The sequence below is a fragment of the Nitrospirota bacterium genome (assembly GCA_040757595.1).
Classification (GTDB): domain Bacteria; phylum Nitrospirota; class Nitrospiria; order Nitrospirales; family Nitrospiraceae; genus JBFLWP01.
This window is the reverse complement of the sequence record JBFLWP010000022.1, coordinates 1-21,983: the sequence shown is the minus strand read 5'-3', so window position 1 is coordinate 21,983 and position 21,983 is coordinate 1. Positions and strand designations below refer to the sequence as shown.

General features: G+C 63.3%; 20 protein-coding genes and 1 pseudogene. 14 read left to right on the top strand and 7 right to left on the bottom strand.

All coding sequences use genetic code 11. The annotated features are described in order from the left end of the window. Positions 1–287 precede the first annotated feature (287 nt). The 9 genes from AB1411_15650 (at position 288) to AB1411_15610 (ending at position 13,108) form a co-directional block, all read left to right on the top strand. Positions 288–1,070 (top strand): PAS domain S-box protein, encoded by a 783-nt coding sequence (locus tag AB1411_15650; GenBank protein MEW6545030.1) that lies wholly within the window; start codon positions 288–290, stop codon positions 1,068–1,070. Between the two features lie 665 nt (positions 1,071–1,735). Then, the gene (locus AB1411_15645) at positions 1,736–3,211 is read left to right on the top strand and encodes a sigma-54 dependent transcriptional regulator (protein ID MEW6545029.1); all 1,476 of its coding nucleotides are present in this window, start codon (positions 1,736–1,738) and stop codon (positions 3,209–3,211) included. A 195-nt stretch (positions 3,212–3,406) separates the two neighbouring features. After that, on the top strand, positions 3,407–4,324 hold the full coding sequence (locus AB1411_15640; protein ID MEW6545028.1) for a sigma 54-interacting transcriptional regulator: 918 nt from the start codon (positions 3,407–3,409) through the stop codon (positions 4,322–4,324). A 92-nt stretch (positions 4,325–4,416) separates the two neighbouring features. Then, entirely contained in the window at positions 4,417–7,707 is a 3,291-nt protein-coding gene (locus tag AB1411_15635; protein MEW6545027.1) for a PAS domain S-box protein, read from the top strand. 30 nt (positions 7,708–7,737) lie between these two features. Continuing rightward, entirely contained in the window at positions 7,738–8,547 is an 810-nt protein-coding gene (locus AB1411_15630) for a response regulator (protein MEW6545026.1), read from the top strand. 84 nt (positions 8,548–8,631) lie between these two features. After that, complete coding sequence (locus tag AB1411_15625; protein MEW6545025.1) at positions 8,632–10,188, top strand: ATP-binding protein; 1,557 nt, start codon at positions 8,632–8,634, stop codon at positions 10,186–10,188. A 23-nt stretch (positions 10,189–10,211) separates the two neighbouring features. Further along, entirely contained in the window at positions 10,212–11,900 is a 1,689-nt protein-coding gene (locus AB1411_15620; GenBank protein ID MEW6545024.1) for an EAL domain-containing protein, read from the top strand. 519 nt (positions 11,901–12,419) lie between these two features. Beyond that, positions 12,420–13,010 (top strand): response regulator transcription factor, encoded by a 591-nt coding sequence (locus AB1411_15615; protein MEW6545023.1) that lies wholly within the window; start codon positions 12,420–12,422, stop codon positions 13,008–13,010. Continuing rightward, positions 12,941–13,108: a LuxR C-terminal-related transcriptional regulator gene (locus tag AB1411_15610; protein ID MEW6545022.1), complete on the top strand. Its 168-nt coding sequence runs from the start codon at positions 12,941–12,943 to the stop codon at positions 13,106–13,108. Before AB1411_15615 ends, AB1411_15610 begins: the two co-directional genes overlap by 70 nt. Before the next feature lie 541 nt (positions 13,109–13,649). Here the strand turns inward: AB1411_15610 and tnpA are convergent. Continuing rightward, positions 13,650–14,080: pseudogene (tnpA, locus tag AB1411_15605) on the bottom strand (IS200/IS605 family transposase). An 88-nt stretch (positions 14,081–14,168) separates the two neighbouring features. Between tnpA and AB1411_15600 the strand changes: the two are divergent. After that, entirely contained in the window at positions 14,169–14,327 is a 159-nt protein-coding gene (locus AB1411_15600) for a hypothetical protein (protein ID MEW6545021.1), read from the top strand. Between the two features lie 633 nt (positions 14,328–14,960). Beyond that, positions 14,961–15,299 carry a hypothetical protein gene (locus AB1411_15595; GenBank protein ID MEW6545020.1) on the top strand — a complete coding sequence of 113 codons (339 nt, stop codon included), beginning with the start codon at positions 14,961–14,963 and terminating at the stop codon, positions 15,297–15,299. Between the two features lie 3 nt (positions 15,300–15,302). On the opposite strand, the gene AB1411_15590 is transcribed toward AB1411_15595, so the two are convergent. After that, positions 15,303–15,551 carry a LuxR C-terminal-related transcriptional regulator gene (locus AB1411_15590; GenBank protein ID MEW6545019.1) on the bottom strand — a complete coding sequence of 83 codons (249 nt, stop codon included), beginning with the start codon at positions 15,549–15,551 and terminating at the stop codon, positions 15,303–15,305. 271 nt (positions 15,552–15,822) lie between these two features. Between AB1411_15590 and AB1411_15585 the strand changes: the two genes are divergently transcribed. Continuing rightward, positions 15,823–18,546 carry a PAS domain-containing protein gene (locus AB1411_15585; protein MEW6545018.1) on the top strand — a complete coding sequence of 908 codons (2,724 nt, stop codon included), beginning with the start codon at positions 15,823–15,825 and terminating at the stop codon, positions 18,544–18,546. 63 nt (positions 18,547–18,609) lie between these two features. Here AB1411_15585 and AB1411_15580 read toward each other — a convergent pair whose 3' ends face one another. Then, positions 18,610–19,161 (bottom strand): response regulator, encoded by a 552-nt coding sequence (locus AB1411_15580; protein ID MEW6545017.1) that lies wholly within the window; start codon positions 19,159–19,161, stop codon positions 18,610–18,612. A 246-nt stretch (positions 19,162–19,407) separates the two neighbouring features. Between AB1411_15580 and AB1411_15575 the strand changes: the two genes are divergently transcribed. Continuing rightward, positions 19,408–19,689 (top strand): hypothetical protein, encoded by a 282-nt coding sequence (locus AB1411_15575; protein MEW6545016.1) that lies wholly within the window; start codon positions 19,408–19,410, stop codon positions 19,687–19,689. Between the two features lie 184 nt (positions 19,690–19,873). Here the strand turns inward: AB1411_15575 and AB1411_15570 are convergent, their stop codons facing one another. The 3 genes from AB1411_15570 to AB1411_15560 form a co-directional block, all read right to left on the bottom strand. Then, positions 19,874–20,062, bottom strand: a complete 189-nt coding sequence (locus tag AB1411_15570) for a hypothetical protein (protein ID MEW6545015.1) — start codon at positions 20,060–20,062, stop codon at positions 19,874–19,876. Beyond that, positions 20,049–20,522 carry a PIN domain-containing protein gene (locus AB1411_15565; GenBank protein ID MEW6545014.1) on the bottom strand — a complete coding sequence of 158 codons (474 nt, stop codon included), beginning with the start codon at positions 20,520–20,522 and terminating at the stop codon, positions 20,049–20,051. The genes AB1411_15570 and AB1411_15565 overlap by 14 nt, the downstream gene beginning before the upstream one ends. Before the next feature lie 156 nt (positions 20,523–20,678). Next, the gene (locus AB1411_15560; GenBank protein ID MEW6545013.1) at positions 20,679–20,999 is read right to left on the bottom strand and encodes a helix-turn-helix transcriptional regulator; all 321 of its coding nucleotides are present in this window, start codon (positions 20,997–20,999) and stop codon (positions 20,679–20,681) included. A 161-nt stretch (positions 21,000–21,160) separates the two neighbouring features. Here AB1411_15560 and AB1411_15555 point away from each other — a divergent pair, with 161 nt between their 5' ends. Next, positions 21,161–21,565, top strand: coding sequence for a response regulator (locus tag AB1411_15555; GenBank protein ID MEW6545012.1), 405 nt, complete (start codon positions 21,161–21,163; stop codon positions 21,563–21,565). Between the two features lie 15 nt (positions 21,566–21,580). Here AB1411_15555 and AB1411_15550 read toward each other — a convergent pair whose 3' ends face one another. Continuing rightward, positions 21,581–21,874: a type II toxin-antitoxin system RelE/ParE family toxin gene (locus AB1411_15550; protein ID MEW6545011.1), complete on the bottom strand. Its 294-nt coding sequence runs from the start codon at positions 21,872–21,874 to the stop codon at positions 21,581–21,583. Positions 21,875–21,983 lie beyond the last annotated feature (109 nt).

The window sequence follows — 21,983 nt, the reverse complement described above, 5'->3', positions numbered from 1 at the left end:
TCCCAAAAGAGGTGGTAAACATGGCAAGACTTCTTGGCTTTTTCAATAGACTAAAGATATTGCTTCATGATACTTATGAGGAGTTATTCAACACCAATGAGTATTGTATCTGTTGCATCCTGCTACAGCCCAGATGGACATAAACCCTGGCCTTCCCCGGATCGAACTGTAAGTCGTTGACAGTGCGTGAACTTTCATGAAGCCGCGACGGATTCGTGTGCGGGTATTTGTCTTGCTAGTTAACGTTCCATCGCGATGCCCCCGACTTCGAACGTCCATGTGGCACTATGCCTGAATTGCCTCTACTCGAATGGGCTGGGGAAGGGATCATTGGCTTTGACGGCCACGGGTCCTTTACATTCCTCAATCAAGCGGCAATGGAGCTGCTGGGATATCGGCTGGAGGAAGTTCTCGGAGCTGACCATCATTCCCTTATCCACTGTCACTTGCCCGATGGGACGGAGTATCCGCTCGATGCCTGTCCGTTGCTCCGGATCCTCCGGGACGGCACGCCCTGCTCTGTCGATGACGAAGTCTTCTGGCGGCGTGACGGATCTGCGTTTCCCGTTGAATACAGCGGGCATCCTGTTCGCGACCACGAGGGGCGAGTCACCGGCGCCGTGGTCATCTTCCGGGACATTACCGCTCGCAAGAACGCAGAGGCCGAGCTCATTCGCTTCTTGCGGCGGTACGAAACCCTTCTGTCCTCTCTGGACGCCATCGTCTGGGAGGCTGACCCCACATCCTTCGCGATGACCTACGCGAGTGCGGCATATGAACGGCTTCTTGGATATCCGAGGGAGCCGTGGCTGCATCACCGGTTGTCGTGGGAGGACCTGATCCATCCGGACGATCTTGGCGACACGTTGCGAATACGGAGACAGGTGGTGACGACGAGGCGAAGCCGCGTTGCGGAGTATCGCATGCGGGCGGCCAACGGTCGGGTGCTCCGGGTCCGCGACTACATCAGCGCCGTCAAAGAGGGCGGCCGTACAGTGAAGATGACGGGCGTCATCGTGGAGGTGACTGAACCGACGCGATGGCGACGAGGGATCAAGGTCCGAGGGTAGGCACACGATGGCTCATGCAAGCCGACACGGCGGCCGACGCCGCTGGATCGTGGAACATTCCAGCGGCTGGCTGCGGCACGCGGCACGGGAAGAATTCCCCCCCCCCCCCTAATTATTCGCGCAGTTACGCCGGCGCTCCTCCGACCGTGTCTCGCGGACGGAGATGCTCCCATACAGTTGATGGCATTCTCGCCACGGAACCCCGGTTGAGTACGGCGCTGTTCCTGTGGGCCGGAGAAAGAGGGTGGGTCCCTACTCCAAGGTGTTAGAGGGGAGAGCTCCCCCTTACTCAAGACATCCTCACCCTCATCTTCAAGCGTTGGTGACGTTGATGGGTGCAGAGGAGGACTCGATGGATGCCATCCGGGTGGAGCGAATGATGAAGGAGGTTCTTGCCCGACTCCCTGGGATGCAGTTCTGTCTTGACTGTCTCCTCAGCCAAGCGGGCCTCTGCACGGTGGATGACCAGGCTACCGGGCGACATCTCTTGTGTTGCACCGCGGCGTGGGATAGGCGGAGGACGCTCGGCCGATGTGACCGCTGTGGAGCAATCAGAGACCTCTGGAAATAGGAGCGGCCGGTCATGCACGAGTCGTCATGGCCCAACGGTGAAGCGGGGGGCCGCAGGCCTCCAAGGGATGTGGCATCGGTGTGGCGCAGGGACCGTGTCCGTCACCGTGGCGCCCCGCATGGTGACCGGTCAGTGGAACACGAGCCTGGCGATGGCGAACGAGCGTATTCTGATCACGGACGATGATCCGGAGATTCGAGACATGCTGGCCGAATATCTCCGGGCGGAAGGCTATGGCCCCGTCACGGCGGGGTGTGCCAAGGAGGCGCTGGCCCACCTCGCAAACCATCCCCCTGACGTCGTGCTCCTGGACGTCCGGCTCCCCGATGCAAACGGGATGGAGCTGCTCAAGGAGTCCTTCATTCCGGAACTCGGCTACCACCGAGTGATCATGCTCTCGGCCTACGGCACCCGACAGGAAGTCGAGGACGCCATCGTGGCCGGGGCCTACGACTACTTGAGCAAACCCCTGTCCTTGCCGCGGGTCAAGATGGCCGTCCGGAACTGTGTGCATCTCCAGGAGCTGGAACAGAAGCTGGACGAGGCCAGCGGCGGAGTTCCGCCGGTCCCCGTCCGCAAGTTGGTGGGCACGAGCCCGGCTCTCCTGGCTGTGCTGGAGCAGATCCGGCAGGTGGCGCCCTTCGACGTGCCCGTGATGCTCTTGGGAGAAAACGGCACGGGCAAGGAGTTGGCCGCCCGTGCAATCCACGCCCTCAGTCCCCGCGGACGCGGCCCCTTCATCCTGATGGACTGTGGGGCCTTGCCCGAGACCCTGGTGGAAGCGGAGATCTTCGGCCACGAGCGCGGGGCCTTTTCAGGTGCCGTGCAGGCCAGGCCGGGCCGATTCGAGCGCGCCGACAAGGGCACCCTGTTCCTCGACGAGATCGGCAACGTCCCGCTTGCCGTCCAGCCCAAATTGCTCCGCGTCCTGGAGTCCGACGAAGTGGAACGGCTGGGAGGGGCGCAGTCGGTCCGCACGGACGTGCGGGTCATCTCCGCGACCAATGCGGATGTGGACCGGATGGTGGCGGAGGAGTCCTTTCGGCGCGACCTCTACCATTGTCTCAACACCGTCACGATCCGGATGCCGACCCTGCGAGAGCGAAAGGAGGACATCCCGCTCCTGGTGCACTATGCGCTGATGACGGCCAGCCGCACCTATAAGAAGGACGTGCGCACCGTGAGCCCCGCCGCCATGAGTCTGTTGGAGACCTACCCGTGGCCGGGCAATGTGCGGGAACTGCAGAATTGCGTGCGGGCGGCGGTCATCATGGCGGACCGGGTCGTCGAGCCGGAGCATCTGCCGCCGCCCGTCAGGAACCCAGCCGCGCAACCGGGCCGCGGACCGGTGCTCGGACTCCGGCTAGGCGAGACGCTGGCCGAAATCGGGCGGCAGGCGGCGGAGACGGCGCAACGGGCGGCCATCCTCCAGACCCTGGAGGAGACCAGATGGAACAAGACGGAAACCGCGAAGCGTCTGCGCGTGGACTATAAGACCCTGTATGTGAAAATGCGCCTCTATGGCCTACAGAAGAGGGGTCCACGGCTCGTGGAGAAGCCTGTTCGGTAGGACAGAACGCCCGGCGAGGCTGACGCGCTCGCCCTGGCGAATGGGCCATTCCGCCAGAGTCTCGCCCGGGCTGGCTCCGGAACACCGCCCGCACGTGCGATGTGGTTCAGGCCTGAACATTCCAGAGTTTCGCCGTCTTTCGCTCATTCCCGACTCGGGAACGGCCCGGGCGCTCCCCGGGCACGGAGCTTGTTCATGGAATCGGGCATGACCCTGATCGCTTCGCCTCCGCATGCGATTCTGGCCTGGTCCGAGCCGACCACCGTGGCCAGCGATCAGGACCTCCTCGGCACGAGTCCGCCGATGCGGACGCTCCGGCGCCTCCTCCGCCAAGTGGCTCCCTACGATGTGCCCGTGCTCCTGGAGGGGGAGGAGGGGACGGGGAAGCGCCTGGTGGCTGAAGTGATCCACGGGCGCAGTTCCTACCGGGGCGGCCCATTCGTCCTGCTGGATTGCACGGCGGTCGCGACGATGAGGCTCCCCTTTGAACTCTTCGGCTGTGCGGCCGGAATCTGTGGCTGCCTGCCGCAGGGCTGTCCGGGCCTCTTGGAGTTGGCGCAGGGCGGGACCCTGTTCCTGCGGCATGTCGAAGCCTTGCCGTCCTGGGCGCAGGCCCGGCTGCTGCAGGTGCTGGAGACCGGCACGGTGGAGCGGCTTGGCGCGACCGACGGGGTTACCGCCCACGTCCGGATCATTGCGGCCATCACGACGGGTGTCGGCACGCAAGACAAGCCGGCCGCCGCAGAGCGCTTACGGGCCGACCTGGGCGAGCGCTTGAGTGGGGGAGTCGTCTTGAACGTACCGCCGTTGCGGGAGCGCGGGCGGGATGTGCTCCTGCTGAGCCAACATTTTCTGAGGCAGGCCAATCGGGAGACGGATCGAGACGTCCGGGGTTTCAGCAAGGAGGCGAGGATCGTGCTGGCGCGGTACTCCTGGCCAGGCAATCTCCGCGAGTTGCAACGATGCGTCCAGTGGGCCGTCACGAAGGCAGGCCGACAGGTGACCGCCGATCATCTCCCGCGCCGTGTCTGTGCTGGCGGGTGGCCGGCGCGTGCGCGTCCGCCTTTCGGAACGGCTCGGCACGATGGGTTCCTGGCTCAGAGGGGACACTGACGATGCGGAGAGAAAGGCGGCACCATTCCTATCGGTGGCTCCCGGGTGCGCTCCTCCTAGTGATAGGGAGCATCTTGTCCGTTGGGATGGTTATGCTCCGCCAGATAGAGGCGCATCTGATATCAGAGACGGGTAACGGACTGGCGCTGCTGGCTGCCGACGTGGCGGACAAGCTCGATCAGATCCTCTTTGAACGATACGGGGATATCCAACTCATCTCCAGATCAATCAGGGTCAAGGACTCCAATCATGCAGCCATAACCCAGTATGTGAACGAGGTGAAGGAAACCTATCTCTACTATCGGTGGATCGGGGTGACGGACGCGCAGGGGCGGATCGTGGCGGCCACGGATCCCGGCGACGTGGGGCAAGACCAAAGTGGGACCGAGTGGTTCCGGGCGGCGCGCGAGGGCCGGAGCGTCCACCTGCGGGATGTCTCGGTCTCCCAAGAGGCGAACGGAAACAGGACCGTGGGGTTCGCCGCGCCGATCCTGGGGGCGCGGGGCGAGGTGCTCGGGGTGGTGGCGACACAAGTCGGGCTCGCCGAGTTGGAAGATGTGGTCGCGCGGACCGTCGCGAATTTTCGGACTCAGCAGCGCGAGGACTCTCGCGTGGAGTGGCAGATCATGGACCACACGGGCGAGCTGCTGGCGGATTCGCTCTTGCGCGAGGAAGGCGCGGTCAACCTTCTGCGCCTCGGCCTCGTGTCAGCGCAGCGGAGCCGTTCGGACGAGCCGGGATTCGTGGAGGAACTCCATGACCGCCGCGGCGTCCTTGTTCTGACGGGCTATGCGCGCCTCCAAGGGTATGCCGAGTTCCCGGGCTTTCCGTGGAGCATCCTTGTGCGGGTGGATCGGGACGACACGTTGGCCCCAGTCACGAGGGTGCAGCGCTCCTTCGGCCTGGCGGGGAGCGTGGTGCTGGTGCCGCTGGTCGGGCTCCTGGTGTGGTCCATCGCCCGCCTGCGGACCCGGTGGGAGCGCACCCAGGAGAGACACCGGAGCCTGTTGCACTCGCTGGACGCGATCGTGTGGGAGAGCGAGCCTTGTCCCCCGTTTCGAGTCACCTACGTAAATCCGCAGGTGCAGCACCTGCTGGGCTACGCCCCGGAGCAGTGGGTGAGCCAGCAGGTGACCTGGCGAGACATCATTCACCCGGAGGATTTCGACCGCGTGGTCGCCTCCTACCAAGCGAGTGTGCAGACAGGCGTCTCGTGCGACCTCATATGCCGGATGCGTCGAGCTGACGGTCAGGTCATCTGGGTCAAGGCTCTGACAACTGTGGTGCAAGGCTACAGACAGCCGGTCCAGTTCCACGGGGTGATCGTGGACGTGACCGAGCAGAAGCTGAGCGAACTGAGAGAGGCGGCAAACCGGGCCCAACTGGCCGCGATCATCGGCTCGGCGATGGACGCGATCGTCGCCGTGGACGCGGATCGGCGGATCGTGCTCTTCAATGCTGCCGCGGAGACGATCTTCCGCTGTGCGGCGGCCGACGCCATCGGGCAGTCGTTGGATCGCTTCATCCCGGAGCGCTTCCGCGCCCTCCATCACGCACAGTTCGCCGCGCTGGTCCGCGCCGGCTCGGCCATACCGTTCCAGCGCGTGGGCCGGCTGGTCACGGGCCTTCGGGCGGACGGGGAGGAGTTTTCCGCGGACATCGCGTTGTCGGCCGTTGAGACCCCGGAGGGGCGGCGCTACACCGCGGTGGTGCGCGACGTGACGGAGCAGGTGCGCGCGGATCGTCGGCAGCGCATGCAATTTGCCGTGACGCAAATCCTGGCCGAGGCCGCGAGCGTGGAGGATGCGATGCCATCCATCCTGAAGGCCATCGGCGATGGTTGTGGGTGGGCTGCCGGCGCGTATTGGCGCGTGGAGGCCGGAACCCGGATGCTGTCGTGCATGACGTGCTGGCACCGGCCAGGGTCTCCCACGGGAGACTTCGAGTCGATGACCAGGCAGTGCACCTGGGCGCCGGGGATCGGGCTGCCCGGCCGGGTCTGGGCCACGGGTGCGCCGGTCTGGGTGCCTGACGTCGGCCAGGATGACAACCTGCCTCGCGCCACGGTGGCCGAGACGGCCAATTTGCGTGCCTGCGTGGGAATCCCGATTCTCCAGAAAGGAGCGGTGGTCGGGGTCCTGGAGTTCTTCAGCGAGCAGATCGCGGCGTCCGACGATCTGTTGCTGGGCGCGCTGGCCGCGATCGGCACCCAAATCGGACTTTTCATCGAGCGCAAGCAGGCTGACGCCAAGGCTTGGGTGCTCTTGCAAGCAATCGAGGCGGCGGACGACGCCGTCATCCTCACCGATGCGCAGGGTCTCATCACTTACCTCAACCTTGCCGCCGTGCGCATGTTCGGCTATTCGCCGCAAGAGCTGATCGGGCAACCGGCGAGCCTCCTTTATCCGGAGGCCGCACGCACCGAACCGTATGCGGCGATCCTGACCGCGGCCCAGGACACCGGCTGGTCCGGCGAAGTGACGGGGTTGCGCAAGGACGAGTCTCGCTTTCCCCGGTGGCTATCGGTTTCCCCGATTCGCGACTGCGAGGGACGCACGACGGGCCTGGTGTCCGTGTCGCGGGATCTCACGTCCGCCAAGTTGATGGAAGCCCAGGCGTGGCGCCTGGAGCGGCTGGCGACGCTGGGCCAACTGTTAGGCGGGATCGCCCATGAGCTGAAGAATCCCCTATTCGTCCTGACCGGCCGGCTCCAGTTGCTCGAGGAAAAAATGACCCTGCACGACGAGGACGGCGCACGGGAGGACCTGAAGAAGATCGAGGCGGCGGCGCACCGGATGACGGCCGTGGCAGAACGGTTTCTGTCGCTGGCCAAGCCCATTCCGCCGCATCAGGAGTGGTGTTCGGTGGAGATCATCCTGGGAGAGGTGTTGGAGTTCCTGGCCAACGAGTTCATGAAGAACCAAATCCGGGTGGAGCGAGTGTGGGCGGAGGACTTACCCCGGATCCTGTCGGACCCAAGCCAGCTCCACGAAGTGTTTTTGAACCTGATGCTTAATGCCGTCCATGCGATGGTGGGGGCGCACGGGCGGGGCACGTTGACGGTCACGACGGCGCGGGTGACCGACACGGAGGGCGCCGCGTCGGGGGAAGAACGACACGGCGAGGGGGACCGATGGATTGAGGTGCGCATCGCCGACGACGGACCGGGTGTCCTGCCGGAACATCGGGCCAAGCTTTTCGAGCCGTTCTTCAGCACGAAACCGCCGGGCAAGGGGACCGGCCTCGGACTCTGGGCCGTGAGGTCCATCATGCTGACGCTCAAGGGGACGGTCTCGTATGACACGGAGGTTGGCCGTGGCACGACGTTTGTCGTCCGGCTGCCGGTCACATCAGACGAATCACCGCAGGACGCGGGCACCTGATCCGTGCCTGATATGGGGGAACAGGCGAACATGGCAGGCATTGCAGTTGCGGTTGCACCAGAGAAGTTTCGAGAGACGCTCTGCGGGGCGCTGCGAGCCTATGGGCATGAGGTGGTGACAGCCGACACCGCGGACCAGGCCGTCCGGCTTCTCGACGGACCGGCGCCGGCCCTCCTGTTGGTTGATCTGAGTCTGCCGGGCAGGCCGGGTCTGGAGACGCTGGCGACCCTCCGGGCTCGGGCTCCGCAGGTCCCCCTGCTCGTGGTCGCGGAGCGTCTGGCGCCCGACATGGACAGTCGTATCCGCCGGCTCGGCATCACCGAGGTGCTCCGCAAGGGGCTCAAGCTGGACGACCTGATGCACCTGATCACTCGGGCCTTGCAGCAGGTCGGCAAACAGGCTGGGAGGCCTAGCTTGGGCTCGCGTCACCTCGGTCCGGAAGGGGGATCGGCCCCCAAGGCCGCAACGATCCTGATCGTGGACGACGAGCCGGAGATTGCCGCCTTGATGGGGGAATTCCTGGCCAGCCGGGGCTACCGAATCCGGACGGCCTCCAATGGACCCGACGCCCTGGCTCTGATTCGCCGAGACCCGCCGGACCTGGTTCTGCTGGATCTCTACATGCCGGGGATGAACGGCGTGGAGGTGCTGCGGCGGCTCAAGGCCCCGACGGCGCCGGCCGATTCGCTGAACGCCATCGTGGTGACCGCCAGCCAGGACGAACCGCTCCTGCAGGAGGCGTTGGACCTGGGGGCCTTCGATGTCCTGCATAAACCGGTGGATCTGCATCAGGTGGAGCTTGCGGTCATGGTCAAGCTGCTCCTGGGCGCCGAGCCCTGACAAGAGCGGAACGTCCCCCGCGTCCTCGTGCCAGGCGCGTGACTGGCCGGGGAACGGGCGCCACCAGGGAGAGAGGACGGAGCCATGAAGGAATGGATCGAGCAGCAGGTCGCCCTCCGACACGTCGTCGAAGCATTTCCGGACGCCACGGTCGTGGCCCATCGTGACGGCCGCATTGTGCTCGCCAACGCCCGGGCGGAGCAGATCTTCGGCTATCCCAGCGGAACGCTGGTCGGGCAGTCGGTTGAGACTTTGCTCCCGCTCCAATTCCGGGAGCGGCACCACGACCATCGCCGCACCTACTTCTCCGCGCCCACTCCGGGGTGGATCGGAGCGGGACGACGCCTCTGCGGCCTGCGAGCCGATGGCACGGAGTTTCCCGTCACCGTCTGGCTGTCCCCCATCGAGGCGGATAGAGGGCTCTTGGTGGCCGCGACGGTGCGGCCGATTCATGAAGACCCGCCGCCCGGCGCGGGGCCATCACGGGCCGACCCGCGCCCCGGCTTCGAGGGGGAGCGGCAACTCGATCGAGTGATCGGAGGCCTGGCGCATCACTTGAACAATCTCCTGACCGTCATCCTCGGGTACAGCGAGCTGGCCCTCGGCAAAGTGCCGCCCCGGGACGCGGTGAGCGCCAGCCTCGGCGAGGTCCGTCAAGCCGCGCAGCGGGCCGCGGCGCTGGTCCAACAGGTGCTGGCCTGGAGCCGGCAACAGGTCCTGTACCCGACGGTGCTGGATCTGAACAGACTCGTTGCCGATCCTGCACGGTTCAAGCGGCTGACGGGGGACAAGCTCGAAGTGGTCTACCGCCTCGCGCCGGATCTCGACCCGGTCAAGGCCGATCCCGGTCAGCTCGATCAGGTCGTCCAAGCGCTCGTTCGCAATGCGGGCGAAGCCATGCCGGAGGGCGGACGGCTGACCGTCGAGACGGCCAATGTCGAGCTCGCTGACGCGCGTCCAAGCCAACCGGCCGACGTCCCGGCAGGCCGATACGCCGCGCTCGCCATCACGGACACGGGCCACGGGATCGCCCCAGAAAACCTGCCCAGGATCTTTGAACCCTTCTTCACGACGAAGCCCATCGGGCACGGAGTCGGACTCGCGCTCTCGGCGGCCCACGGCATCGTCGCCCAGAGCGGGGGATACCTGACTGTGGAAAGCGAGCCGGGCAAAGGCTCAACCTTCACGATCTATCTTCCGGGCCTCGACGAGACCCTTCGCACGGTCGGACCTGACCAGGCTCGCCCGCTGCAAGAGACTGAGACCACGACGATCCTGCTGGTGGAGGACGAACACGAAGTCCGCGGGATGTTTCGCATGATGCTGGAGAGCCTCGGCTATGGGGTGCTTGAGGCCGCAAGCGGTCTGGAGGCCCTCCGCCTCAGTCGGGCACATCCTGGGCCGATTCCCCTGCTGCTCACCGACGTCACGATGCCCGGCATGACCGGCCCGGCGGTGGCCGAGATCTTATTACGTGAGCGGTCGGACCTGAAGGTGCTCTTCATGTCCGGCTACGGTGGTGGGGAGGCCATTGGGGAGGCGGGGCGGAGCCCCCGCACCGCTTTTCTTCAGAAACCGTTCTCCAGAGAGGCCCTGCTGCGGATGGTCCAGAAGCTGCTGGATGGGCCGACGGCTCCGTGAGCCCCGGGTGCGACAGGGAGAGCATGACCGATCTTTCCGCCGTCGTCGAGGCGAGCCTCCACGAGGTCTATGCGGTGGACGCGGAGACGCTCGGGTACCGGTACGTCAGCGCCGGGGCGGTGCGCAATCTTGGCTATTCGCGCGCGGCAATGCTGACGATGACGCCGCTTCAGGTGCTGTCTGGCTTCGACCCGGGGTCTTTCCGATCCCTGGTAGCGCCGGTGCTGGGAGGCAAGCGGGACAGGCTGACGTTTCGCGGCACGCACCGCCGTGCCGATGGCAGCTTGTACCCCGTTGACGTCTCCGTTCAGCTGGTTGTCTCCGATGAAGCCCGGAGCTTCCTCCTGCTCCGCGCGGTCCTGGTGGAGGTGGCCGAGCGCACGCGCACGGCGCAGCTCCTGCTCCGCCTCACCTCCTACGACTCCCTCACGGACCTGCCGAACCGCGTCCTGTTCCGAGACCGGCTGGAGCAAGCGCTCGCGCAGGCGAAGCGCCATCGGCAGTTCGTCGGCCTGTTGATCCTCGACCTGGATCGCTTCCGGCTGATGAACGACACGCTGGGCCATCGAGCGGGGGATGTGCTGCTGCGGGAGGTGGCCAAGCGGCTGCTCCGTTGCGCGCGGGACGGGGACACCGTCGCGCGATTCGACGGCGATGAGTTCGCCATCATTCTGACCGGGCTCCATTCTCCACAAGAGGCCTCCTCGGTCGCCCAGCACCTGCTGGAGACGGTCTCGGAGCCGGCACCAATTGAAGGGTCTGACGTGTACGTCACGGCCAGCATCGGCATCGCTCTGTACCCGTCCGATACGACGGACCCGGATGGCCTGATCCAACTGGCCGACACGGCCATGTGCCAGGCTAAAGCGTTGGGCGGCCACGTCGCGCGGTTCTACACGGCCGACATGAATGCCAAGGCGCTAGAGCGACTCAACCTGGAAACAGGTCTCCGCAAGGCGCTGGATCGCCATGAGTTCCTCGTGCATTATCAACCGCAGATCGATCTCACATCCGGTCGGGTAATCGGCCTTGAAGCCCTCGCGCGCTGGCGACATCCGGTCTTGGGTCTGATCCCTCCCACCCAATTCATCCCCATCGCCGAGGAGACCGGCCTCATTGTCCCGATTGGCCATTGGGTGCTGTGGACGGCCTGCCTGCAAACCCAGGCCTGGCGTGCGATGGGAGTGCCCCCGCTGCGCATCGCGGTCAACCTCTCGGCCCGACAGTTCCAACACCAGGATGTCGCGGCGCTGGTCAGCCAGGTGCTCCAGGAAACCGGTCTGGACCCACACTGCCTGGAACTGGAACTGACCGAAAGCATGGTCATGCAGAACGTGGAGGAATCCATCGCCACGCTGCGTGCCCTTAAGGCGCTGGGGGTCCACCTCTCGATAGACGATTTTGGAACCGGCTATTCGTCCCTGAACTATCTGGCCCAGCTCCCCGTGGATACCCTGAAGATTGACCAATCCTTCGTGCGGGACCTGCCTGCTGATCCCCAGGCCGCCATGATTGCCAGCACCATCATTGCCCTGGCTCACAGCCTCAACCTGAAGGTGATTGCCGAGGGCGTGGAAACCGAACAACAGGAAGCGGCGCTCCGCGCCGGGCAGTGCTTCGTCATGCAGGGATACCGATTCGGCCGTCCGGTACCCGCTTGCGATATGGGCTCGCGGTTGGTCGAGATCGGACGCGACGCGCGTGTGCCGTGAGCCGTGTCCGGCGACGCCCTCACGGTCGCAGCTCCGTGTGGTCGCGTCGAACGCTGGACTCCCCCCGAGGGTCGGGAGGATCCAGGCAGGTTCGTTCTGACTCCACTCTGGATTTCCGGATCGGGCTCTTGATCCTGTTCAGCGTGTTTGTAGTTCCGATCATCCTGAGGTGCTGTCGCTCCCACCCGCCTGGTAACCAGGCGGAGGGGTGTCACCGTCCCGAACACGGCAAGACAAAACTGGACCGTCAATGACGCGGTGCCTCCTCCTCACGGAAGGGTGAAGGCTGTGCCCACATGGCCAACATAGCCGCCGAGCGGCACATGGTCTCGGCTGAGCGGTGCTCCGAGCGAGAGAGGCATAAAGCAGAGACGGCTGCTTCGCCGAGGTGCCGCTGTGAGCAGACAGGGGCAGGAGCCCTCCGATCATGGGAGGAACCGTGACCATGGACTCGAAGGGAGGGCGAGGGACGCGCGTGGGCGACGAGAACCCGTCGGAGTGGGAGCCTTCGCCGTACCGGTGCGTCTACTGATTGTGGACGATCATGCGGTCCTCCGAGCCGGGCTCCGGCTGCTGATCGGCGTCCAACCGGATATGACGGTCGTCGCGGAGGCGGCCGACGGCGAGGAGGCCGTCCAGATGTCGGACAAGGCCCAGCCGGACCTGGTCTTGCTCGATCTCTCGATGCCAAAGGTCGGGGGACTCCACCTGATCCCATTGATCCGGCAGCGCTGTCCTCGGATGCGGATTCTGGTGCTCTCGACGCACCAAGACCCGGCCTGTGTGCGCGCCGCCTTCGACGTCGGTGCGACCGGCTACGTGGTCAAGATGGCTGATCATACCGAGTTGTTGACGGCAATCAGGGCCGTGGCCAGCGGCAAGCGGCATCTCTGTTCGATCTGCCGGGAGGCCTTGGCCCACGCGGTCCTTGGTGACGCTCCGCCCGTCGACGATTCCACCGGCCACCGTCGCGCCAGTGTGTTGAGCAAGCGGAGCGAGAAGTCCTGCCCATGGTCGCGCAGGGGCATACGAACCGTCAGGTGGCCGAACGTCTCGCGATCAGCATCAAGTCAGTCGAGAGCTATCGGGCCCGTCTACAGGACAAGTTAGGGCTCCAGACCCGTGTCGAGCTGCACCGCGATGCCCTGGCCTGTGGCCTTCTCCGACCAGACGGCCTCAACGAGCCAGAATCCCCGGTTTGCGGCTAGCCCCGCTTCTCTCCGGTTTCTTGCCGTAGAAACGTCAATCTCCACTGGATCAACCTTACCTTACTCCGGCGAACTCGTGAGCACTGCCTTTTCTCCTGCCGGCTCCGTCCGTTTACGCCTACCTCGACTGGTACCATCAGCCGGTCAAGTTTGCGAGTTTCATTTCGCCTGGCCGCTATTCCGTCGCCCACCCCCGCGAGATCAAGCTGCACTACCTGGTCGAGTTCACCGGCGCCCTGCTCCGCAAGGTCCGCACGCCAGCCAACTCCGACCCATTGTTGAAGTGGAGCTGACCTTTCGGAGCAGTAAAGAACCCCGCCCTTCCGGGCGGGGCTTTCTAGCAGGCTGCGGAAAAACGTTTTTTAGCCTCTTCTGAAGCGTGAACTTCAGTGCCTGGAACGACCTCTGACTTGCTCGAAAACCGCGTTTGTTTCGATCAGGACAGGCGAACAGCCCGCGCCAAGGCATTTCACTTATCGAGATGAAAATCGTGCTTCCTGCGGGTTTCACCCAATGAACGAGCGAGTTTTTCTGCAGCCTGCTAGAAGAGGTCTAATTGTTCAGCGCCAATCTTCTTCGCCTCATGAAACCGAATGTATTTCTTGATCACATCGGCCGTCACCTTGTCTCCCACCGTCCGCACAAAATACCCTTCTTCCCAAAACTCCCCGCCCCACAGCTGCTTGCGTACTCCGGGAAATTCCTCCCGAATCTCTCGTGCACTGACCGCCTTGAACAGCCCCACTCCCTGCCCGATCGAGTATTTCGGAGGAAAGCTCAGAAACCCATGCACATGGCCTTTACGACTTCCAACTCTTCCATCTCAAACCCCTGATGCCAGGCAATCTCCAGAAACAGCTCCCGCACCCGTTCTCGCACCTCTCCCTGAAGAACCCACTTGCGGTACTTGGGCGCCCAGACCAGGTGGTAGCGCGTGTCATAGACGCAGTGGCTGGCTCGCCGGGTCGCCATGCCACCACTTTCCATGATCCGTGCTGCCTCCGGCAGCCGCCTTTTTCCTCCCCGCCCTGCCGGGCGGGGCATCCAAAGGCGATTTTTCGTGAAAAGTCTCCGTGGGGCCAAGACCGACCTCATCGCACAGGCCATCATGGCGTTTCCCGGCGAATTTACGCTTGCCGATGTCGAGCGTGCCTGTCCGGGCGTGAGCCGGGACATGGTGCGCAAGGTCCTCCGTGATCTGCGCAAGGCAGGCGTGTGAAATGCCTGGGCCGTGGTCCCGGAGCGGCTTGGAAGAAGAAAGGGTAATACCCTGAAGAGAGGGCAACAGAGAGGGTAACAACTGCTGATCGATGATTTCATCATGACAAGAACCAGCCCGAGCCCCACGCGCTCACCTCGCATCGGTTTCGCCCGGTCGTCCAGGCGACGAGGCTGATCGCGCGCCACACGCCCCGACGCAGCCCGGAGTCGAATGGCATCGCCGAAGCGTTCTTCGGGAGCTTCAAGCGGGATTACGTGCTACCCTCTTGATTCGGTCGGCCGATGTTACGATAATCCGCCTATCAGGTTAGCTTCTCGCCGAACGCGCACCAAGCTTCGGGCCTCAAGGTCATGCATGGGGTCGGCTCCTATCGAGGAACGACGCCGGGACGATCGCAGACAAGCTGATCGCCGGGGAGGCGACCGGCGGTCCCATGATCGGCGGTCGAGGGAATCTTCCGCCACAAGCTGGGCAGGCCTTGAGCGCCGCATCTGCGAGCGGCGCAGAGGGGACCATCGGCTCGGGGATCGTCGGACGAGAGAGCGCCGTTGTCTTGCCCGCACGCTTGTAGCTTCGGGATCACACCGCTCAGAAGCCAAAACGATTCTGGTTCTCGACCCTGAGCCACAGGTGCAGAAAGTCATCGAAGCGATCCTCCAGCGCTCCGGCTATACCGTCTTGACCGCCGGGGACGCGACCCAGGCGCTGGCGCTCGCGCTGAGTCATGCAGACCCGATCCACCTCCTCCTGACGGTGCCAGAGCCTGAGGGATTCCTGGCCTCCGACCTGGCTGCAGAGCTTGCCCGGATTCACGGAGACATAAGAATACTCTATTGGTCAGGCTATCCCCGCGAGCTGCTGATCGCCTTAGATCGTCTGCCCCCAGACGCGCCCTTCGTTCAGAAGGGCGTAAGTTTTCACAAGCTGCTTCAGATCATCCGGGAGACGCTGGCACGCGGTGGAGGATAGTCGTCAGGACCTTCTCCGTCGCTTGATGGGTGGGAGGAGATCCTTGATCGTCACCAGCCTCCGTTTGAGCGCTGCCCGTAGCAACTGAGCCACATTCCGAGTTCGGAGCTTTCTCATAATATTGAACCGGTGCACCTCAGCAGTCCGTACGCTTATTCCCAACCGCTCCCCCACTTCCCGATTGCTCAGGCCCCGGGCCACTCTTTGGAGTACTTGGCGCTCACGCGGCGTGAGCGGCTTTATTTTGGGCATATCCTGCCTCCTGGTATCAAGCCGGCCATGATACACAACCGCACGATCTGGGTCACGCGGATCGATTTTCGTGGCAACTGAAGCGCGTGGCCCCTCGTACCCTCCATCCTTAAGCATCCGATGGCGTTCGAGCAGATTGCGCTCCACCATCGTATTGGGATATATTCCCCTACATTTCCTCACCTACATACCTGCGCATGAAGGACAGGCGCATGGCTTTCCGCAAGACAGGCCGGTCTTGTCGCCAGGAGCCGGAACGAGCGGTGACCCCGTGACCTCCTCACCGCGTCGGACGCATCCGGCCTCCTTCCTCCTCAGCAGACTCTCCCGCATCAATCTCTGGCACTTCCTCTGGATTGCCGTCGCCCTGTCCGTGCTCATGAGCCTTCCCATGAGCTACCTCATCCATGGGCGGCTCGCCTGGGACTACCCCTTGACCGCCGCTTGCATCTCCGCGGTGGTGGCGTCGCTGGTTCTCTTCCTCATCAAGCAGATTCGTTCGGAGCAGCAGCGGACGGAAGAGGCGCTCCGGGAGAGTGAGGCACGGCTCCGCGCAATCATCGGAAGCGAACCCGAATGCGTGAAGGTGGTCGCACCGGACGGTACGCTCCTGGAGATGAACCCGGCGGGCCTTTCCATGGTGGAAGCCGACTCCCCCGAGGCGGTGATCGGACGCCCGGTCATCCGCCTGGTGCATCCTGAAGACCGCCCGGCGTTCCAAGCCCTGCATGACTCCGTGATGCAGGGCCGGCCGGGAACTCTCCAATTTCGGATCATTGGGCTCCGCGGAACCCTGCGATCGCTGGAGACCCAGGCGGCCCCCCTTAGAGATGGCGCTGGCCGGATTGCGTCGGTCCTGAGCATCACGCGCGACGTGACCGAGCGCAAGCGCGCAGAGGATGCGCTCAAGGAAAGCGAGCGGAAGTTGGGCGAAGCCCAGCGCATCGCGCACCTGGGCTACTGGGAGCGCGACCTCGCGAGCGATCTTCTCACCTGGTCGGACGAAACCTACCGCATCTTCGGACTCCGGCCGCACGAACGCCTCCTCCATTTCGCCCAGTTCCAGGAATTCATCCATCCCGAAGATCGGGGCATCATTATCCGCGCTGTGACGGAAGCGCTTCGGGGCGGGCCGGGTCCCGACGTGGAATACCGCGTGGTGCGGCCCGACGGCGAGATTCGGGTTGTCCATAGCCGGGGACATGTCATGCGGGATGAGTCCGGCCAGCCCCGCCGCATCTTCGGCACCATCCAAGACATCACGGAGCGCAAGCGCGCCGAAGCCTCGCTCCACGCCAAAACCAGCCAGTTGCAGCTCATCAGCGAGACCATGACCGCGTTTTATGAGAACGGTGATTGGCGGGAGGCGAGCACGAGACTCCTCCGTGGCGCGTTGCGTCTGACGGAGAGCGAGTACGGATTCATCGGCGTGGTTATGGAGGGGCCGGTGCTGCGGGTTCTCGCGCACGAGGGCATCGTCTGGAACGCTGCTGTCAACCGCGAGTTCTATGAACGCGCGATGCGCACGTACGAGGAGAAAGGGTACCTGGAGTTCACCAACCTGGAGAATCTCTTTGGACGCATCATCACGACTGGTACGGTGGTCATTGCCAATGAGCCAGGGACCGATCCCCGCTCAGGGGGACTCCCCCCAGGCCACCCGCCGCTGCGTCACTTCCTGGGGGTCCCCATCCTCCGAGGGTCAGAGGTTGTGGGCATGATCGGAGTCGCGAATCGGCCGGGCGGATACACCGGGGCGGAACAGGCCGCAATTGAGATCCTCACCCAGGCCATCGGCGTGCTCTATGACAGCTACCTTCGCCGTGAGCGGCAAGCTGAACTGGAGGAGGAGCTGCGCCAGTCGCAGAAAATGGAGGCGATCGGGAGGCTCGCCGGAGGCCTGGCTCACGACTTCAACAACCTCCTGATGGTGATCCAGGGGTATGGCGAGCTCTTGCGGGAGCAATTCGGACAGGACCGCACGGTGGCGACAAACCTCGGGCAGATCAGACAGGCGGCGGAGAGCGCGGGTCTCCTCGTGCGCCAGCTTCTGGCCTTCAGCCGCAAGCAGGTCCTTGACCCAAGGGTCCTTGATCTGAATGCCGTCATCGGCGGCATCGGCGGGATGATCCGCCGGCTCCTGGGCGAGGACATTGATTTAGCGGTTTCCCTGGCCCCGAATCTTGGTGCAGTCAAGGCCGACCAGGGGCAGGTAGAGCAGGTTCTCATGAACCTGGCTGCCAATGCGCGCGATGCCATGCCGCAGGGCGGACGAGTCACGATTGAGACTACAAATATCGAGATGACCGAACCGCAGCGGCGGGGGCAAGTCGTTGTTCCAGGGCCGTATGTGATGCTGGCCGTGAGCGATACCGGGGTGGGAATGGATGCCGCGACCCAAGCGCGCATCTTTGAGCCCTTCTTCACGACCAAAACCCAGGGCAAGGGTACGGGCCTGGGGCTCTCATCGGTCTATGGGATCGTGAAGCAGAGCGGTGGGTATATCTTTGTGTACAGCGAGCCAGGACGGGGCACGACATTCAAAATCTATCTCCCGCGGGTCAATGAGGAGGTCTCCCCGATCCACGAGAAGCCTTCCGTCCGAGTCATACCCCGCGGCACGGAGACGATCCTTCTCGTAGAAGACGAGCCGGCTATCCGCGAGCTCGTCTCAACGGAGCTGGCCGCGCTCGGCTACACGGTGCTTGCGGCCCGGCACGGATTTGAAGCCCTCCTCGTGAGCAACTCCCATGAAGGGCCGATCCACCTTTTGCTGGCCGACGTGGTCATGCCTCAGATGAGCGGCCCCGAGCTTGCCGAGCGCCTCACGTCCAGCCGCCCCGATCTCCGCGTCCTCTACATGTCCGGGTACGGGAGCGAATCCATCGTGCACCACGGCATCATTGATCCGGGCACGGCGTTTCTCCAGAAGCCCTTTACCCAGGAGACGCTCGCCTCCAAGGTCCGCGCCGTCCTTGACCAGCCGGGATCCTGAGAAGCCTTGCTTCCCGATCCGTTCATCATTCCGACAGAGGAGGGTGGAGCAGGGAAGGGCGGTTCATACCACGTCTTCTTCAGGCACCGTCCAGAGAAGTGCTCGCACGGTCTCAAGCAGAGTTTCAGTGGAAACGGGTTTCTGGAGGAATCGTATGGTGCGATCTGTCTCTGGACGAAAAACGGCTGACCGATCCACGACCCCGGAGATGTAGAGGATCTTGATTTCGGGGTGCCGCATCCGCATGCCGACGGCCAGTTCCACCCCGGAGATATCGGGCATGAAGATGTCAGTCAGTAGAAGATCAATGGGACCTTGGTACTCCTGCGCAATGTGAACGGCTTGGGTTGCATGATACGCAGAAAGCACCCGATACCCTGCGTTGGTCAGCACGATCCGCAGGAACCGCTGGAGGCCCGGCTGGTCCTCGGCCAGCAGGATGGTTTTCTTGCCACGGTCCGACCCCGCACACTGATACGGTGCCGCCCCCAGGGACGATGGAGGAGACATCGGCGCGGCAGGAACAGAAGGTTGCAGCGCCGGCTCGGACTCAAAGAGAGCCGGGACTCCAGGAACCCGACTGGCACCCTGTCCATTGACCAGTACTGCGACCATGCGAAGCCTCCTTCCCCATCTTCCTGCCTTAAAGCGGTATCGGCTGGAAGGCCTTCCGACCAAAGCCGATTGAAGAACAGACGGGGTGCCATGAGAGGTTCTCCGGGATCGCGGTATGTCTCCGGTGGCTTGCCAGGGCCGTAATGTGTCAAGCTTTAAAAGAAGAGGCCATGTCTGTTGCTCTCCATTCCTTTCTGTTCGGCATGGCATGCAACTTGATAGTCTGAAGCGAGCTGCAGCCCTCTTATGGCCAAAGGAGACCTCACCATCTCCCGCTCCCTGGGAGCGCCTCAGGCGGGCGTTCCGACCTATTGGGTCGCCTTTGTGGGCCAGGATGCTGGCGAGCACCTCAAGGGCGCTCAGCCATGCAGGGGAGAAGTGGAGCTCGGGAACTTCTTGCGGGAACTTGGCATGATGGACGAAGAGATCACCCGTATCCTTGAAGAGGTCCGGGTGTTTGCGCGAGCGACAACCGGCGAAATCGAGATTTCAGAGAAGATGCTCGGTCGGTACTGGCCAAAGGCCTAGGTTGCACGATAGACGAGTCTCGACGGAGCGGCGCGAAGCCGCGGTTGCGGTCCATTTCCCGGTAACGCGTTCGAGCGACAGGGACTTCCCGATCGTTATCGGGGCAGTGCCGGCCACACTCAACGATGGCCCTTTCCAGACTCCCATTGAAGGAGCTGCAATCCTGCACCAGGGCGCGGTGCCGCTACTGATTCGCGGTGACCGGCCGCACGACCTTCAGCCCGTACTCCTTGGCCAGCCGCTCTGTCTCCTTCCTGGATAGGGGAACGATCGGGCGGCCCCGGCGTTCCGCTTGGCGTTCACGCCGCACCCGATGAATCCATTCCAAGGAAGGCGTCTCCCACGGTTCTGCTTCCGCCTCACGCTTCTTCATCGCTGACCTCCCAGGGTGACACAATATCAATGAGCGGGAACCCTTCGCGCAGATTGACGCTGTTGATCCGCCGCTTCCGTTCGACATTGACCATGTGACGAAAATTCCACGAGACGATCACGCTGATGTCATTGAGCGTCGCAATGGCGATATGTCTGGCATCGTCTTCATAATCAGACGGGATCGCGGTTGCTTCAATGTAGGCCTGGGCAAGCGCCACGCTTTCTTCCGATTCCTCCAGCACCGTCAAAGGGCTCTTCTCCAGCTCTGCCGCAATCTTCCGTCGTAAAGACACATGGGCTCTCGATACCTCTTCGAGGACGAGCGCTGAAATATATCCCTCCCAGGAGCCCGCCTTGAGTCCGTCCAGGATGCGGCGAGTAGCCGTCAGCCGTTCTTCCGGGCCAGGATCACAGATGGCCCCAAGGACCGATGTATCAAGATACAACTTGAGCCGCACAGTGACTACTTCCGATAGACAGCCAACAGCGTTGCCTCCAGCAGGCCCTTCCCCCCGTTGCCCTTAGGATAGAAGGCTGGGAGGGCGTTGGCAACTCGAAAAGAAGGCATGCTCGAGTCTGCCGACGCACCGCCAAGACAGAGCGTAAGGGCGGAGCTAGTCCTTGATGGACCGGACAAGCCTGAGAATGATCTGCAGCTCCCTCTCATCACATTCGCGAAGCACCTGGGCGATGCGTCTCTGCAACAACCTCTTCCCCGTGACCTCGTGCTCACAGTCAAGAATTTGATGCATCTTCACGGAAAGGGTATTGGCAAGCTTCTCAAGAGTCCCAATCGTCGGATTTTCCCGCCCGCGCTCGATGCTTCCAAGATACTTCACATCCACACTGGCGGCTTCGGCTAATCGCTCCTGAGTGAGCCCTCGCTTCTTCCTCAGGTCCCTGATCCGCCTGCCGAGCTGCTCCCTGGTACCCATAGACCCTCCAGACATGCCGGAGAGTATGGCAACAACCAGCAGGCGGAAAAACCGTATATATGCCTTTATTTAGTTTGTATAGTAGTATATATTGCCTTTCGTATCCAACCTCCTGCGAACCAGTCGCCTCCCAGACCGGGACGCACGGGAGGAGGAATCCGATGCCAGAGTCCACTCCCTCAGAGGCTGAGACTATCCTCGTCATCGATGATGAGCCCCTCGTCCGGCGGTTGCTCTCAAGCATCCTCACAAAGGCTGGGTACACGGTGCTGGAAGGAAACGACGCCGGCCGTGCCCTGGACCTGTGCCAGCAACACCTAGGCCCCATCCACCTCCTCCTCACGGACATCCACATGCCCGACATGAACGGCCGAGAGCTTGCCACTCGTGTGCGCGCCCTCCGTCCACAGATTCAGGTCCTTTACCTCTCCAGCGATGAGGCTGGCCTCCCGGCAACGGGCCCCAACTCGAAGGAGGACAGCGCCTTTCTTCCCAAGCCCTGTTCGCCGGATGCCTTACGTTCCAAAGTCCGTGAGGTTTTGGGATCGTCAAGTCAACGGGGATGAGAGGGGGCAGGTCTTTTACAGTTGATCGAGCTCGCGGTAGTCGCGGTCGCGGTGGAGAATCCGGGCGATCTTGACGATCTTGGCCTTCTCGTCGATCGCGTAGATGATCCGGTATTCGCCTTGGGTGGCACGGAAGCCGGCCAGGCCCCGGTAGGTGAAGTGGCTCAGTTGTTCGGAATCGGGAGGACGTGGTGAACGGCGGAGACTCAGGATCTTCAGGAAGACCTGTCGGAGCCGTTTGGCATCGCTGGCACCCAGGTCTTCCAGCCTGGCATAGACCACTTCAGAGAGCTCCAGTCCGTAGCTCACAAGCCCAGACGCTTGGTGACCTCATCGAGGGTGAGGAAACGCTCCTCCTTGAGGCTCTTGGTGAGCAACGCCGACTCGAAGCGATCCTCAAGGTCGGCGAGGCGCTGAA

Bases quoted from the DNA above. Each gene is read 5' to 3' on its own strand.
- AB1411_15650 (MEW6545030.1), top strand. From the start codon at position 288: ATGCCTGAATTGCCTCTACTCGAATGGGCTGGGGAAGGGATCATTGGC.
- AB1411_15640 (MEW6545028.1), top strand. From the start codon at position 3,407: ATGGAATCGGGCATGACCCTGATCGCTTCGCCTCCGCATGCGATTCTG.
- AB1411_15635 (MEW6545027.1), top strand. From the start codon at position 4,417: ATGCTCCGCCAGATAGAGGCGCATCTGATATCAGAGACGGGTAACGGA.
- AB1411_15630 (MEW6545026.1), top strand. From the start codon at position 7,738: ATGGCAGGCATTGCAGTTGCGGTTGCACCAGAGAAGTTTCGAGAGACG.
- AB1411_15625 (MEW6545025.1), top strand. From the start codon at position 8,632: ATGAAGGAATGGATCGAGCAGCAGGTCGCCCTCCGACACGTCGTCGAA.
- AB1411_15620 (MEW6545024.1), top strand. From the start codon at position 10,212: ATGACCGATCTTTCCGCCGTCGTCGAGGCGAGCCTCCACGAGGTCTAT.
- AB1411_15590 (MEW6545019.1), bottom strand. From the start codon at position 15,551: ATGCCCAAAATAAAGCCGCTCACGCCGCGTGAGCGCCAAGTACTCCAA.
- AB1411_15580 (MEW6545017.1), bottom strand. From the start codon at position 19,161: ATGGTCGCAGTACTGGTCAATGGACAGGGTGCCAGTCGGGTTCCTGGA.
- AB1411_15575 (MEW6545016.1), top strand. From the start codon at position 19,408: ATGGCCAAAGGAGACCTCACCATCTCCCGCTCCCTGGGAGCGCCTCAG.
- AB1411_15570 (MEW6545015.1), bottom strand. From the start codon at position 20,062: ATGAAGAAGCGTGAGGCGGAAGCAGAACCGTGGGAGACGCCTTCCTTG.
- AB1411_15560 (MEW6545013.1), bottom strand. From the start codon at position 20,999: ATGGGTACCAGGGAGCAGCTCGGCAGGCGGATCAGGGACCTGAGGAAG.
- AB1411_15555 (MEW6545012.1), top strand. From the start codon at position 21,161: ATGCCAGAGTCCACTCCCTCAGAGGCTGAGACTATCCTCGTCATCGAT.